This is a genomic window from Aquaspirillum sp. LM1 (assembly GCF_002002905.1).
Lineage (GTDB): Bacteria > Pseudomonadota > Gammaproteobacteria > Burkholderiales > Aquaspirillaceae > Rivihabitans.
Window position 1 is genome coordinate 1,652,468 of record NZ_CP019509.1, and the last position, 15,125, is coordinate 1,667,592.

The 15,125-nt window shown below is 61.3% G+C and carries 14 protein-coding genes; 9 read left to right on the top strand and 5 right to left on the bottom strand.

Translation table 11 applies throughout. The annotated features are described in order from the left end of the window. Nucleotides 1–75: 75 nt before the first annotated feature. Nucleotides 76–444 (bottom strand): hypothetical protein, encoded by a 369-nt coding sequence (locus tag BXU06_RS07085; RefSeq protein ID WP_077298149.1) that lies wholly within the window; start codon nt 442–444, stop codon nt 76–78. 354 nt (nt 445–798) lie between these two features. On the opposite strand from BXU06_RS07085, the gene BXU06_RS07090 reads away from it, so the two are divergent. From BXU06_RS07090 to BXU06_RS07110, 5 genes are all read left to right on the top strand, one after another. Then, the gene (locus BXU06_RS07090) at nt 799–2,067 is read left to right on the top strand and encodes a SpoIIE family protein phosphatase (RefSeq protein ID WP_077298151.1); all 1,269 of its coding nucleotides are present in this window, start codon (nt 799–801) and stop codon (nt 2,065–2,067) included. An 80-nt stretch (nt 2,068–2,147) separates the two neighbouring features. Further along, entirely contained in the window at nt 2,148–2,732 is a 585-nt protein-coding gene (locus BXU06_RS07095; RefSeq protein WP_253189546.1) for a SiaB family protein kinase, read from the top strand. A gap of 30 nt (nt 2,733–2,762) precedes the next feature. Beyond that, nucleotides 2,763–3,146: a DUF1987 domain-containing protein gene (locus BXU06_RS07100; protein ID WP_077298153.1), complete on the top strand. Its 384-nt coding sequence runs from the start codon at nt 2,763–2,765 to the stop codon at nt 3,144–3,146. A 224-nt stretch (nt 3,147–3,370) separates the two neighbouring features. Continuing rightward, on the top strand, nt 3,371–4,117 hold the full coding sequence (pgeF, locus tag BXU06_RS07105; RefSeq protein ID WP_077302732.1) for a peptidoglycan editing factor PgeF: 747 nt from the start codon (nt 3,371–3,373) through the stop codon (nt 4,115–4,117). 15 nt (nt 4,118–4,132) lie between these two features. Then, the gene (locus tag BXU06_RS07110; protein WP_077298155.1) at nt 4,133–4,855 is read left to right on the top strand and encodes an SDR family oxidoreductase; all 723 of its coding nucleotides are present in this window, start codon (nt 4,133–4,135) and stop codon (nt 4,853–4,855) included. Nucleotides 4,856–5,004: 149 nt separating this feature from the next. Here BXU06_RS07110 and lipA read toward each other — a convergent pair whose 3' ends face one another. From lipA to BXU06_RS07130, 4 genes are all read right to left on the bottom strand, one after another. Beyond that, complete coding sequence (gene lipA / locus BXU06_RS07115) at nt 5,005–5,958, bottom strand: lipoyl synthase (protein ID WP_077298157.1); 954 nt, start codon at nt 5,956–5,958, stop codon at nt 5,005–5,007. After that, nucleotides 5,955–6,620, bottom strand: coding sequence for a lipoyl(octanoyl) transferase LipB (lipB, locus tag BXU06_RS07120; RefSeq protein ID WP_256364073.1), 666 nt, complete (start codon nt 6,618–6,620; stop codon nt 5,955–5,957). The genes lipA and lipB overlap by 4 nt, the downstream gene beginning before the upstream one ends. Then, on the bottom strand, nt 6,617–6,892 hold the full coding sequence (locus BXU06_RS07125) for a YbeD family protein (protein ID WP_077298161.1): 276 nt from the start codon (nt 6,890–6,892) through the stop codon (nt 6,617–6,619). Before BXU06_RS07125 ends, lipB begins: the two co-directional genes overlap by 4 nt. Before the next feature lie 500 nt (nt 6,893–7,392). Further along, nucleotides 7,393–8,541 carry a D-alanyl-D-alanine carboxypeptidase family protein gene (locus tag BXU06_RS07130; RefSeq protein ID WP_077298163.1) on the bottom strand — a complete coding sequence of 383 codons (1,149 nt, stop codon included), beginning with the start codon at nt 8,539–8,541 and terminating at the stop codon, nt 7,393–7,395. Between the two features lie 444 nt (nt 8,542–8,985). On the opposite strand from BXU06_RS07130, the gene prpB reads away from it, so the two are divergent. The 4 genes from prpB to prpF all read left to right on the top strand — a co-directional run bounded on the left by prpB (nt 8,986) and on the right by prpF (nt 15,090). Then, on the top strand, nt 8,986–9,864 hold the full coding sequence (gene prpB, locus BXU06_RS07135) for a methylisocitrate lyase (RefSeq protein WP_077298165.1): 879 nt from the start codon (nt 8,986–8,988) through the stop codon (nt 9,862–9,864). A gap of 87 nt (nt 9,865–9,951) precedes the next feature. After that, entirely contained in the window at nt 9,952–11,100 is a 1,149-nt protein-coding gene (gene prpC / locus BXU06_RS07140; protein ID WP_077298167.1) for a 2-methylcitrate synthase, read from the top strand. Nucleotides 11,101–11,209: 109 nt separating this feature from the next. After that, nucleotides 11,210–13,831, top strand: a complete 2,622-nt coding sequence (gene acnD / locus BXU06_RS07145; RefSeq protein WP_077298169.1) for a Fe/S-dependent 2-methylisocitrate dehydratase AcnD — start codon at nt 11,210–11,212, stop codon at nt 13,829–13,831. A gap of 71 nt (nt 13,832–13,902) precedes the next feature. Next, entirely contained in the window at nt 13,903–15,090 is a 1,188-nt protein-coding gene (gene prpF, locus BXU06_RS07150; protein ID WP_077298171.1) for a 2-methylaconitate cis-trans isomerase PrpF, read from the top strand. Nucleotides 15,091–15,125 lie beyond the last annotated feature (35 nt).

Consider the following 15,125-nt stretch of genomic DNA (forward strand, 5'->3'; position numbering starts at 1 on the left):
GGAGACTATCCACGTTTACCTTGCCCAGTAAACTGCATTATGTTGCACTTTAGCTACACGCTCAGGGGATGATGTTCAAACCAGGCCCGCACGACGCAGGCACAGCTTGGGTTCGCCTTTCAGATCCGGGCGGGTGTTCAGGTAAAAGCCTTCTGCCGGGTAGGTGCCCGGAATATAGGCGTAACGCTGCTCCGGCATGATGTCCGGGCTGTAGCGGATGCGCAGGGCACCGTGTTCGGGCTTGACCCGAAACGTGCCGCTGACCATGGTTTCTGGCTTATCTTCATCCATTTTTAGCACAAAATTGCCATTACGCTGCAAGCTGAGGGTGATGTCACCGCATTGCCAGTCTCCGGCCAGTTGCAGGTTTTCCGGGTAGCAGGCGCTCAGGCCCAGACAGGCTAGCAAGGTGATGGGAAGGGTTTTCAGGGTATTTGCCAGCATGACAGGCTTTCTGAACCACGGGTGGGGTTGCTCAAACTGGTTTGAGCATAGCGCAACCTAAGTAGAAATACTTAGTTAATTCTACCCCATCATGATCTATCCCCCAATAAGGTATCCGGCCAGAATCAGCCAGCCCATGCCTTGTCCGGCCTGAGCGCGGCACCCAGGCAAAACCCTTGCCCGCCTGCCCTGACGGGGCTGACGGCGTGGCCTGCTGCCAACAATTGTTTGACTCATCAACATATTCCCGTCACATCCACTTCGTAGCATGGGCATGTTGATTCTTTTCTTGCCCTTTTCCAGTGCAGCCACCTCCGGACATCTGGCTGCCTGCTTGATGTGGAGCTGCCTACCATGCCGACTTCTGCTGCGTCCTCCCGGCTTACGGCTGCACGCCGGTCTGCCGTTCTTCCCCGCTCGCTGGCGGGCCACCTGGCGCAAACCTGCCCGGTTGCCTCACCCGACGACACCAACGAACAAGTGCTGACGCTGTTTTCAGAAAACCAGAACATGGGCTCGCTGCCCGTGGTGGAAAACGGCCTGCCGATGGGCATCATCAATCGCAACCAGTTCATGAGCCAGCTGGCCAAGCCCTTCCACCGCGAGGTGTACGCCCGCAAAAGCTGCATTGCCTTCATGGACACCGCACCGCTGGTGGTGGAGCACGATGTCAGCCTGCAGGAACTCAGCTTCATGGCGGTGGCTAACGGCGAAAAAGCCCTGGCTGACGGGTTTATTGTCACCCGCGACCACCAGTACATCGGCATTGGTGCCGGGGTGGATCTGGTCAAGGCCATTGCCGATCTGCAGGCCGAAAAAAACCGCCTGGTGATGGAGTCGATCAACTACGCCAGCGTGATTCAGAAATCGTTTCTGCGCAGCAGTCGTGAAGACATGGCCGCCGCGCTGAACGACTATTTCATGCACTGGGAGCCGCGTGACGTGGTGGGCGGCGACTACTACTACTTTGTCAAACACGAAGACGGCTTTTTCTGCGCGGTGATCGATTGCACCGGCCATGGCGTGCCCGGCGCGTTCATGACGCTGATTATTGCTTCGGCGCTGAATCAGGTACTGAAAGAAACCGACCTGCACGACCCGGCCACCGCGCTGGCCGAGGTGAACCGCACGGTCAAGCAGTCGCTGGGCCAGTTTGACGGTGGCCGCCAGGGCATGGACGGCGATGACCATGAAATGCACTCCGACGACGGCATGGACACTGCGTTCTGCTGGGTGGACACCCGCACGCGGATGATGACCTTTGCCGGGGCAAAAACCCCGCTGTTCTTGCTGCCACCCGGCGCGGACGATCTGGACGTGATCAAGGGCGACAAAAAGGGCGTGGGCTATATCGACACGCCAATGGACTACTGCTGGGAAAACCAGAAAATTGCCCTGAAGCCGGGCAGCCAGGTGTATATCACCACCGATGGCATCATCGACCAGATTGGTGGCCCCAAACAGATTTCGTTTGGCAAGAAGCGGCTGAAAAAAGTGATCATGGACGCTGCCAAGCAGCCAATGAGCGAACAAAAAGAGCACATCATGCAGGCATTTTACAAATACCAGGGCGACAACCGCCGGCGTGATGATGTGAGTATTTTTGGTTTCCGCATCGACTGAGCCGGTTTTCTGCGCAGGTGGGCCAGCCCACCTGTCATCTTGCTGTCATCTTTATTTAATCATTTATAGGCATACTTGACATGACCGAGCACACCCTGCGAGTGAATGACATGTTGCAAAGCGAAATCAACAGTTTCCGCGAGCTGGAAAAAAAATGCAGCGTGATTTTTTACTACTCCGGACTGTTTTCGCAAAACATTGTTGCTGCCATGGCAGAAGCACTGAAACACCGCCTGGCGCACAGCGGTAATAAATCCACCTCCCAGCGCAAGGTGTTTTCCACCTTTATCGAGATGGCACAAAACGTGATTCACTACTCAGCCGATGGACTGAGCGAAGCCGAGCAGCGCAATCACGAACTGCGCCACGGTGCGGTATGGATTGGCGAAAGCGACAACAAGTTTTTCATTGTCTGCGGCAATCCGGTAGACATCAATCAGGTTGAGCGGATGCGCCACAAGCTGGATGCCCTGCAAACCATGTCGCAGGAAGAAATCAAGGCGGCCTACAAAACCCAGCTGCGCAATGAAACCGAAGCTACCAGCAAGGGGGCCGGTCTGGGTTTCCTCACCGTGGCCCGCGACGCCTCCGAACCGATCGAGTTTCATTTTGACGATCAGCCCGACGGTAAAACGGCCATGTTCTACCTCAAAGCGAAGTTTTGATCCACGCTTGCTGCCCAAGAGTTCCCCATTATGGAAAACCTGTACATCCCGGCTACCCCCAGTGAACCAGAAGTCGATTTCCGCTTTGACAGCCACAGCCTGACGCTGAAAGGCGAATCGTTTCCGGAAAACGCCGCCGCGTTTTACGTACCTATCATTGCCGCAGTGGAAAGCTACCTGGCTGGCCGCAGCGACACTACCATTCAGGTCAATGTCACCCTGGCATATTTCAACAGCTCCAGCACCAAAATGCTGTTTTCCCTGTTTGAAATTCTCAATAATGCCGTGCTGGCCGGTAATGTGGTGATTCTCAACTGGCTGTACGACGAAGACGACGACACCATTCTGGAATTTGGCCAGGAAATTGCCGACGATTTTGCCGCGCTGGAGTTTCGCCCGCAGCCGCTGGCGTAATGCCTGGCGGGTACCCTGCCCCTCGCCTGCCGTCGCCCTCAGCGCCGATAAGGGCGACGGCAGGTACTGCGCCACCCCTCTTATTCATACCTCCCCCGCCTGAGCCCAAGGGCCATGCGCCCGCCGCTACACCACGCACGACGCCAGCCATGGCGCGATAAAACCCGTGCATCCCACCCTTGGCTGCGCCACAATGCGGTTTTTCTGTATTCACCCTGTCTGCCATGTCCGATTTGCCCGTCTTGCGTCCCGATTGGCCTGCCCCCGCCCAGGTTCACGCCCTGAGCACCACCCGTGTCGGTGGCGTCAGCCAGCCGCCATATGCCAGCCTGAATCTGGGTCAGCATGTGGGGGATGACCCGGTTGCTGTCACGGAAAACCGCGCCCGCCTGCGCCAGCTGCTGCCGGCAGCGCCGGTGTGGCTGAATCAGGTGCATGGCGTGCAGGTGGTTGACGCCGCACAGGTAAAGGGCGTGCCCGACGCTGACGCCAGTGTCAGCCGCCAGCCCGGTGTGGTGTGTGCGGTGATGACCGCAGACTGCTTGCCGGTGTTGTTCACCGACCGCGCGGGCAGCGTGGTGGCTGCCGCCCATGCCGGCTGGCGTGGGCTGCTGGCCGGTGTGCTGGAAGCCACGCTGGATGCCATGGCCTGCCCCCCCGGCGAAGTGCTGGCCTGGCTGGGGCCGGCCATCAGTTGCGATGCCTTTGAAGTGGGGGCCGAGGTGCGGGAGGCATTTGTCAGCCAGCACGCCAGTGCCGCCAGTGCCGCCAGCGCCTTCAGCCCGCTGCCCGACGGCAAGTTTCTGGCCGACCTGCCACAGCTGGCCCGCCAGCGCCTGAACCGCGCCGGTGTGCCCAGCACCCACTGCTTTGGCGGCGAGGTCTGTACGGTGATTGAACGTGAACAGTTTTTTTCCTACCGGCGCGATGGCGTTACCGGTCGCATGGCCAGCGCCATCTGGCTGGCCTGAGATGAAAGGGCTCCCATGGGCGTAAAAGCCATTGTCACCGGCCACAGCCGTGGGCTGGGTGCGGCGATTGTTGACACCTTGCTGGCGCGCGCCATTCCCGTGCTGGGCCTGGCCCGCCATTGCCACCCCAGCTCCGACCCCCGCCTGAGCCAGCACACGCTCGACCTGGCCAACCCGCAGGCGCTGGCCGAATGGCTGGCCGACAGCCATCTGAAGGATTTTCTGGCTGATGCCAGCCAGGCGCTGCTGATCAACAACGCCGGCCAGGTGCAGCCGATTGCCCCGGTAGGCCAGCAAAGTGCCGCAGAAATCATCCAGGCGGTGAGCCTGAACGTCACTGCACCGCTCTTGCTGAGCAATGCCTTTGTAGCCGCCTGCCCGCATTGTGCCGACCGTCGTCTGCTGCATGTCTCCAGCGGCGCGGCGCGGCATGCCTATCCGGGCTGGAGTGTGTACTGCGCCAGCAAATCGGCGCTGGACCGCCATGCCCAGGCGCTGGCCGAAGAAAACCAGCCCGGCGTGCGCGTGGTCAGCCTGGCACCCGGTGTGGTGGATACCGACATGCAGGCCGATATTCGCGCCAGCGCGCTGGAAAATTTTCCACTGCGCCACCGTTTTGACGCGCTGAAGGCCGAAGGCCGGCTGTCCAGCCCGCACGATACCGCCTGGCAACTGGTGGACGCGCTGCTGCATCCGGGTTTTGGCGAGGTGGTGCTGGCGGATGTGCGCCAGCATTAAGAAAACGCGGCAAAAGCCTGTTCCCGTGACAGTACGGGGGCAGGCTTTTGATTTTTATGGGTTTTTGGCTTTTTGCGGAAACGGTTTTTCTGAATCAATCAGCGCGGTCGGTTAAACAAGACACGCGCCAAGTGCGTCAATACGCAGCCTTACACCGCCGCTGCCTGATGCGCCTGCTGGTCAGCATGGTAGGACGAACGCACCAGCGCGCCCACTGCCGCATGGCGAAAACCCATGGCGTAGGCCTGCTGTTCGAACTGCTTGAACATATCCGGATGGACATAGCGCAGCACTGGCAGGTGGGCGGTGGCGGTGGGTTGCAGGTACTGGCCGATGGTCAGCATGTCGATGTCGTGGGCGCGCATGTCGCGCATCACTTCCAGCACTTCTTCATCGGTTTCGCCCAGGCCCACCATGATGCCGGACTTGGTGGCCACGTCCGGGTTGCGCGCCTTGTACTGCTTGAGCAGGTCCAGCGAATGCTGGTAGTCGGCACCCGGGCGGGCTTGTTTGTACAGGCGCGGCGCGGTTTCCAGATTATGGTTCATCACGTCTGGTGGGGTGGCACTGAGGATGTCCAGCGCAATATCCAGCCGGCCACGGAAATCTGGCACCAGCACTTCAATCTTGGTGTTGGGCGACAGTGCGCGCACTTCGCGGATGCAGTCGGCAAAATGGCCTGCGCCGCCGTCGCGCAGGTCGTCGCGGTCCACGCTGGTGATCACCACGTATTTCAGCCGCAGCGCTGCCACGGTTTCTGCCAGATGGCGTGGCTCGTTGGCGTCCAGCGGGTTGGGGCGGCCATGGCCCACGTCGCAGAACGGGCAGCGCCGGGTGCAGATGTCGCCCATGATCATGAAGGTGGCGGTGCCGCTGCTGAAGCATTCGCCAATATTCGGGCAACTGGCTTCCTCACAGACGGTGTGCAGCTTTTGTTCGCGCAGGATCTCTTTAATCTCGGTAAACCGGGTGCCGGACGGCGACTTGACCCGGATCCATTCCGGTTTTTTCAGTCTTTCGTCCAGTTGCACCACCTTGATCGGGATGCGGGCAGTCTTGGCTTCGCCCTTGAGTTTGACGCCCTGTGTGTTGTCGATTTTCATGTTGTCTCCAGGTGGGGTGCAGTCAGGTGCTGCAGCAGGTGTGGCAGCAGGCGTTCGGCCACGGCGTCCACATCCAGCGCCACGCCCTGCTCGCGCAGTTGGGTAACGCGCAGGCCGCTGTAACCGCAGGGGTTGATCCAGCTGAACGGGGTGAGGTCCATGTCCACGTTCAGGCTCAGACCGTGGTAGGTGGCGTGGTTGCGGATGCGCAGGCCCAGCGAGGCAATTTTGGCCCCATCCACATACACGCCAGGGGCGTCCACGTCGCCATTGCCGCTGATGCCGAATTCGGCCAGCAGGTCGATCACCGCCTGCTCGATATGGCGTACCAGCTCACGCACGCCCAGGCCCAGGCGCTTGAAGTCGATCAGCAGATACACCACCAGCTGGCCAGGGCCGTGATAGGTGATCTGGCCGCCCCGGTCGGTTTTCACCAGCGGAATGGCGGTGGCGCACAGCAGGTGCTCGGGCTTGCCGGCCAGGCCCAGGGTGTACACCGGCGGGTGCTGTACCAGCCACAGTTCGTCGGGGGTGTGTTCGTCGCGGGCGTCGGTGAACGCCTGCATGGCCCGCCAGGTGGGTTCGTAGTCCACCAGGCCCAAGTGTTTGATCTGCATAGAGCGTTCCGCCGCGCAGGCTGTTGAAGTAGGGTGAAGGGTCAGAACACCATCTTGACCATCGGATGGCCGGTCAGCGCCCGGTACAAGTCGTCCAGCTGGGCTTGCGACTGGGCCTGGACGGTGACGGTGACGGCCAGATAGGTGCCGGCGCTGCTTTCGCGCACCACCAGGTCGACTTCTTCAAAGTCGGGGGCATGCACGCGGGTGACTGCCACCATGGTGGGGGCAAATTCCGGGTGTTTGTGGCCCATGATCTTGATGGGAAAGCGACAGGGAAATTCCAGCACGGGGGTGGCGGGTGGGGTATTGGCCATGGCTGCCTCAATAACGCATCAGGGCGGCCAAAACCGACCGCCCGAATAAAGGGTTAAGGCCCGAAACGGGCATGGCGCTAAACATGCGCCCATTTGGTCAAAATTTCAATATCGAACAGGTCATGTTCTGAATAACACTTTTTATGGCAGGGTATCTGTGGACTGCGCTGCGCGCAGGCGTGATTAAAGCAAGAATGCGTCTCGCGCCCGCCTGACTTTCTTTGTATCGACAAAGTAAAGTCAGCAAAGAAAACGACCCCAGCCGCCGCGCCCTACCGCGTCATTCCCGCGAAGGCGGGAATCCAGGCCGCGCCACAGCGTGCGCTGTGGGCGTTGAGCGTTGTCGGATAGTCAGCGCGCTGTGGATGCCTCTGGGTTCCCGCCTGCGCGGGAACGACACGTCAGGTGAAACGCATGCCAAAAGCGGTCTAGCTGCCAGTCATTTGGTTCATATCATCGTGACTGGCTACTAGGCTGACCGACTGGCGGTTAAAGCAGGGCTACTTGATCATCATCTTGATCGAATCCACCAACCGCCCCAGCGCGCCAGCCTCGGCCACTGCCGCCAGCGCCACCACCGGCTGCTGCACCAGCACCTTGCCATCCAGCGTCAGCGTCAGCTGGCCAATCTGCTGACCGGCCTTGATTGGGGCCACCAGATAGGCCGGCGTGTTCAGCTTGGCCTGAATCCGCCCGGTACTGCCCTTGGGCACGGTGGCGTAAATATCGCGGCCAAAACCAATGTTCAGCTGGCTGGCCTCGCCCTTGTATACCGTCAGGCTGGAAACCGGTTTGTTGGCAGCATACAGCTTGGGTGCTTCAAAAAACTGCAGGCCGTAGTTCAGCAGCTTGCCGCTTTCCGTTGCCCGCGCTTCCGGGCTGGCCGTGCCCACCACCACCGATACCACCCGGCGGCCATCAATCCGTGCCGAGGCAATCAGGTTATAGCCGGCAGCGTCGGTGTAGCCGGTTTTCATCCCGTCCACTTTCGGGTCGCGGTACAGCAGCAGATTGCGGTTGGGCTGGGTGATATTGTTATAGCGGAATTCCTTCATCGAATAAATCGGGTAGAACTCCGGGAAATCCCGAATCACCGCATTGGCCAGCGTACTCAGATCACGCACCGTGGTGTAGTGCTGTTGGCCAGGCAAGCCGGTGGAATTGACAAAATGGGTGCCATTCATGCCCAGCCGGCGGGCTTCGCGGGTCATCAGCTGGCCAAACACTTCTTCGCTGCCGGCAATGGCTTCGGCCAGGGTCACGCAGGCGTCGTTGCCCGATTGCACAATCATGCCGCGAATCAGGTCGGAAACCGTCACCGGGGTTTTCGGGTCGAGAAACATCCGCGAGCCCTCGGTTTTCCAGCCCTTGGCCGACACCAGCAGGGTTTGTTCCAGGGTCAGGCGTTTTTCGCGCAGCGCCTTGAAAGTGAGGTAGGCGGTCATCAGCTTGGTCAGCGAGGCTGGCTCAACGCGCAGATCAGGGTCACGCACGGCAATGAGCTGCTGGCTGTTGAAATCATTCAGGAAATACGCCTTGCCGGCGATGTCCGGCGGCGGAGGCACAAAGCTGGCCGGGGCAGGATTGGCAAAAGACAGCGATGGCAAAACCAGCGCAGCGGCAACAACAAAAGAAAGCGGAGTGTTCATTGCGGATAGGGGGCGGCTGAGCGCGATAGGCGTTGACGGAATAAGCGCAGGGATTATACACCCCTGCCGGAACAGGACATCCCTCATCCCGCCTTTTGCCCAGCCTTTTGCCGCTGGCGTGCGTGGCCAGACGATAAAGCCGTGACCGACCTACCCCCTGACCGGTGCCGGCAAGACGGCATGCGCCATCGCACATCACCCTGCGCACCAGGTATTTTGCCTGGATGCGGCCCCCCCAATTCCGACCATCCATGCCACGTCATGCGGTGGTGTTTGTTTGAAAACACCACAACGCCAGCTGTGTAACTGGCTATTTAATTCAATCAGTTACATGATTTATTGGTGGGCAGGCCAACCCGGCTCCGCTTTTGTATTTGCACCCCAACCAAGCACTTGCTAGAATGCCTTCCATCACGCCAGAACACCAAAGAGGAGAAACGGCACATGATGACCCCCGGACAACGATTTAAAGCCGCTGTTGCAGCAGAAAAGCCCTTGCAGGTCGTGGGCGCAATCAATGCCTACGCGGCCCGTCTGGCCGACCATTCCGGCTACAAGGCGCTGTATCTGTCCGGTGGCGGGGTGGCTGCCGGGTCGTGCGGGATTCCCGACCTGGGCATCACCACGCTGGAAGATGTGCTGATTGACGTGCGTCGCATCACCGACGTGACCGAACTGCCGCTCTTGGTGGATATCGACACCGGCTGGGGTGGTGCTTTCAATATTGCCCGCGCCATTCGCCATCTGGAAAAAGCCGGCGCTGCCGCCGTGCATATCGAAGACCAGGTGCAGCAAAAGCGCTGTGGCCACCGTCCGAACAAGGCGATTGTGCCGCTGGATGAAATGGTTGACCGGGTGAAAGCCGCCGTGGATGCCCGTCGCGATGGCGACTTTGTCATCATGGCGCGCACCGATGCACTGGCCGTGGAAGGCCTGCAGTCGGCCATCGACCGCGCCTGCGCCTGCGTGGAAGCCGGTGCCGACATGATCTTCCCGGAAGCCATGACCGAACTGGCCATGTACAAGCAGTTTGTCGAAGCCGTGAAGGTGCCGGTGCTGGCCAACATCACCGAATTTGGCTCCACCCCGCTGTTCACCACTGACGAGCTGGCCTCGGTGGGCGTCTCGCTGGCGCTCTACCCGCTGTCGGCCTTCCGTGCCATGAACCTGGCTGCGCTGAATGTGTATCAGACGCTGCGCCAGGAAGGCACGCAAAAGAATGTGGTCAGCACCATGCAAACCCGGATGGATCTGTACGATCACCTGGGCTACCACGAGTACGAGCAAAAGCTGGACGCGCTGTTTGTCAAGGATGGCCAATAAGCGCCGGATGGCACTGACGTAAACCGGAATACTATGGCGTGGCCATGACCACGCCGCTTCCCACACATTGAAATAGAGGAGCACTCCATGTCTGAAGCACCCGTTGTCGGCAAACCGAAGAAATCCGTAGCCCTGTCCGGCGTTGCCGCTGGCAACACCGCCCTGTGTACCGTTGGCCGTACCGGCAACGACCTGCACTATCGCGGTTACGACATTCTCGACGTGGCCACCACCTGCGAATTTGAAGAAATCGCTTATCTGCTGGTGCACGGCAAGCTGCCGAACCAGGCCGAACTGACCGGCTACAAGAAAAAGCTCAAGGCCCTGCGCGGCCTGCCGGCTGCGGTCAAGGCGGCGCTGGAAGCCCTGCCGGCGGCCAGCCACCCGATGGACGTGATGCGCACCGCCGTGTCCGTGCTGGGTTGCGCCCTGCCGGAAAAAGACGACCACAACGCACCGGGCGCGCGCGACATCGCCGACCGCCTGATCGCCTCGCTGGGTTCGGCCCTGCTGTACTGGTACCACTTCAGCACCAACGGCAAGCGCATCGACGTGGAAACCGACGATGACTCGGTCGGCGGCCACTTCCTGCACCTGCTGCACGGCGAAAAGCCGTCCGAGCTGTGGGTGAAGGCGATGCACACCTCGCTGATCCTGTACGCCGAGCACGAATTCAACGCCTCCACCTTTACCGGTCGCGTCATCGCCGGTACCGGGTCGGACATGTACTCGGCCATCACCGGTGCCATCGGCGCGCTGCGCGGCCCCAAGCACGGCGGTGCCAACGAAGTGGCGTTTGAAGTGCAAAAGCGCTACGACTCGCCGGATGCCGCTGAAGCCGACATCAAGGCCCGCGTCGAGAAAAAAGAAGTGGTGATTGGTTTTGGCCACCCGGTGTACACCATCAGCGACCCGCGCAACAAGGTCATCAAGGAAGTGGCCCGCGACCTGTCCACTGCCGCTGGCGACCTGAAGATGTTCGACATCGCCGAGCGTCTGGAAAGCGTGATGTGGGACATCAAGAAGATGTTCCCGAACCTGGACTGGTTCAGCGCCGTGTCGTATCACATGATGGGCGTGCCGACTGCCATGTTCACCCCGCTGTTCGTGATTGCCCGCACCACCGGCTGGGCCGCGCACGTGATCGAACAACGCGAAGACGGCAAGATCATTCGCCCGAGCGCCAACTACGTGGGCCCGGAAGATCTGACCTTCGCGCCGATCAGCCAACGTTGATTGACTGATGCCAGAGGGGCGAGCCGCGCAAGCGGCAGCGCCCCTTTTGCGCCCCAGAGCCTGCTCACAGGCCCCTTGCCGATCGTCTTCACCTGGATGTTGCCACGTCATGAACACTGCATACCGCAAATCTCTGCCCGGCGCTGCGCTGGACTACTTTGACACCCGCGCCGCCGTTGACGCCATTGCTCCCGGCGCTTACGACACCCTGCCCTACACCTCGCGCGTGCTGGCCGAACAGCTGGTGCGTCGTTGCGAACCCGACGCGCTGACCGATTCGCTCAAGCAGCTGATTGAGCGCAAGCGCGATCTGGACTTTCCGTGGTACCCGGCCCGCGTGGTGTGCCATGACATTCTGGGCCAGACCGCGCTGGTGGACCTGGCCGGCCTGCGCGACGCCATTGCCGACCAGGGCGGTGACCCGTCGCTGGTCAACCCGGTGGTGCCCACCCAGCTGATTGTTGACCACTCGCTGGCGGTGGAGTGCGGCGGTTTTGATCCGGATGCCTTTGCCAAAAACCGTGCGATTGAAGACCGTCGCAACGAAGACCGTTTCCACTTCATCGAGTGGACCAAGACCGCCTTCAAGAATGTGGACGTGATTCCGGCGGGTAACGGCATCATGCACCAGATCAATCTGGAAAAAATGTCGCCGGTGATTCAGGTGCGTGACGGTGTGGCCTTCCCGGATACCTGCGTGGGCACCGACAGCCACACCCCGCACGTGGACGCGCTGGGCGTGATCGCCATCGGCGTGGGCGGCCTGGAAGCGGAAACCGTGATGCTGGGCCATCCGTCGATGATGCGCCTGCCGGATATCGTCGGCGTCAAGCTCACTGGCAAGCGTCAGCCGGGCATCACCGCCACCGACATCGTGCTGGCGCTGACCGAGTTCCTGCGCAAGGAGCGCGTGGTCGGCGCTTACGTGGAGTTCTTCGGCGAAGGCGCTGACAGCCTGTCGATTGGCGACCGCGCCACCATCTCGAACATGTGCCCGGAATACGGTGCCACGGCGGCAATGTTCTACATCGACCAGCAAACCATCGACTACCTGAAGCTGACTGGCCGTGAGCCGGAACAGGTGGCCCTGGTAGAAAACTACGCCAAGCTGACCGGCCTGTGGGCCGATAGCCTGGTGAATGCGCAATACGAACGCGTGCTGGCATTTGATCTGTCCAGCGTGGTGCGCAATATGGCTGGCCCGTCCAACCCGCACAAGCGCCTGCCCACTTCCGCCCTGCAAGCGCGCGGCATTGCCGACGAAGCCAAGCTGGCCAGCGCCCGCGCCGAAGAAGCCGAAGGCCTGCTGCCGGATGGCGCAGTGATCATTGCCGCCATCACCAGCTGCACCAACACCTCCAACCCGCGCAATGTGGTGGCCGCCGCGCTGCTGGCCAAGCGCGCCAATGAACTCGGCCTGACCCGCAAGCCGTGGGTGAAGAGCTCGTTCGCACCGGGCTCCAAGGTGGCCAAGCTGTACCTGGAAGAAGCCGGCCTGCTGCCGGAGCTGGAAAAACTCGGCTTTGGCATTGTTGCCTATGCCTGCACTACCTGTAATGGCATGTCTGGCGCGCTGGACCCGAAAATCCAGCAGGAAATCATCGACCGCGACCTGTATTCCACCGCCGTGTTGTCGGGCAACCGCAATTTTGATGGCCGTATTCACCCCTACGCCAAGCAGGCTTTCCTGGCCTCGCCGCCGCTGGTGGTGGCCTACGCCATTGCCGGCACCGTGCGCTTTGACATCGAGCAGGACGTGCTCGGCGTGGTGGACGGCAAGGAAATCCGCCTGAAAGACCTGTGGCCGTCGGATGAAGAAATCGACGCCATTGTCGCGGCCTGCGTCAAGCCGGAACAGTTCAAGCAGATTTACCTGCCGATGTTCGACCTGGGCGAAGTGCAACAGGCAGAAAGCCCGCTGTACGACTGGCGTCCGATGTCCACCTATATTCGTCGTCCGCCGTACTGGGACACCGAAGGCATGGGCGCGCTGGCGGCCAATCCGCGCACGCTCAAGGGCATGCGCCCGCTGGCCGTGCTGCCGGACAACATCACCACCGACCACCTGTCGCCGTCCAACGCCATTCTGGCCAGCTCGGCTGCCGGGGAATACCTGGCCAAGATGGGCCTGCCGGAAGAGGACTTCAACTCTTACGCCACCCACCGTGGCGACCACCTGACCGCCATGCGCGCCACCTTTGCCAACCCGCAGCTGGTGAACGAAATGGCCGTGGTCGATGGTCAGGTGAAGAAGGGTTCGCTGGCCCGCGTCGAGCCGGAAGGCAAGGTCATGCGCATGTGGGAAGCCATCGAAACCTATATGGACCGCAAGCAGCCGCTGATCATCGTCGCCGGTGCCGACTACGGCCAGGGCAGCTCGCGTGACTGGGCAGCCAAGGGCGTGCGTCTGGCCGGGGTGGAAGCGATTGCCGCCGAAGGCTTCGAGCGCATCCACCGCACCAACCTGATTGGCATGGGCGTGCTGCCGATGGAGTTCAAGCCGGGCACCACCCGTCTGACCCTGGCGATTGACGGCACCGAAACCTACGACGTGAAGGGCGATATCTCGCCGCGTTGCGACCTGACCCTGGTCATTCAGCGCAAAAATGGCGAAACCGTGGAAGTGCCGGTCACCTGCCGTCTGGATACCGCTGCCGAAGTGCGCGTGTACCAGGCTGGCGGCGTGCTGCAGCGCTTTGCCCAGGACTTCCTGGAATCCAACGCCGCCTGAGTGGTGTTGACCGGCCAGGCGGCGGCGCAAGCCAGCCGCCCGGCCAGCCCCCTTCGAGGAGAAAAGAATCCATGGCCACTGTAGCCCAGATCAAAGTTCCCGCCACCTATATCCGGGGCGGCACCAGCAAGGGCGTGTTTTTCCGCCTGCAGGATCTGCCCGAAGCCTGCCAGGTGCCGGGCGCGGCGCGCGACCAGCTGTTCATGCGCGTGATTGGCAGCCCCGACCCCTACGCCGCCCATATCGACGGCATGGGTGGGGCCACCTCCAGCACCAGCAAGTGCGTGATCCTGTCCAAGTCCAGCGTGCCCGATCACGATGTGGATTATCTGTACGGCCAGGTGTCGATCGACAAGCCGTTTGTCGATTGGTCGGGCAACTGCGGCAATCTGTCCACCGCCGCTGGCGCGTTTGCCATCCACGCTGGCCTGATTGATCCGGCCCGTGTGCCCGACAACGGCACCTGCGTGGTGCGTGTCTGGCAGGCGAATATCCAGAAAACCATTATCGCCCATGTGCCGGTGACCAACGGTCAGGTGCAGGAAACCGGTGATTTCGAGCTGGACGGGGTCACTTTCCCGGCGGCGGAAATCGTGCTGGAGTTCATGGACCCGTCCGACGGCGACGACGATGGCGGCTCGATGTTCCCCACCGGCAATCTGGTGGACGATCTGGACGTGCCCGGTGTGGGCACCTTCAAGGCCACCATGATTACCGCCGGCATCCCGACGGTGTTCGTCAACGCCGCTGACATCGGCTACACCGGCACCGAGCTGCGCGAGCAGATCAACAGCGACCCGGAAGCGCTCAAGCGCTTTGAAGCCATTCGCGTGGCCGGCGCGCTGCGCATGGGCCTGATCAAGACCCCGGAAGAAGCCGCCACCCGCCAGCACACCCCGAAGATTGCCTTTGTTGCCCCGCCCACCACTTATACGGCGTCCAGCGGCAAGACCATCGAAGCGGGTGATGTCGATCTGCTGGTGCGCGCGCTGTCGATGGGCAAGCTGCACCACGCCATGATGGGCACCGCTGCCGTGGCCATCGGCACCGCTGCCGCCATTCCTGGCACGCTGGTCAACCTGGCGGCTGGCGGCGGCGAACGCACCGCCGTGCGCTTTGGCCATCCGTCCGGCACCCTGCGCGTGGGCGCAGAAGCCAAGCTGGTGGACGGCAACTGGACGGTGACCAAGGCCATCATGAGCCGCAGCGCCCGCATTCTGATGGAAGGCTGGGTGCGCGTGCCGGGCGATACGTTCTGAGCGCGCTGCACTGACGTTTTTGTTTTAACGGGTTT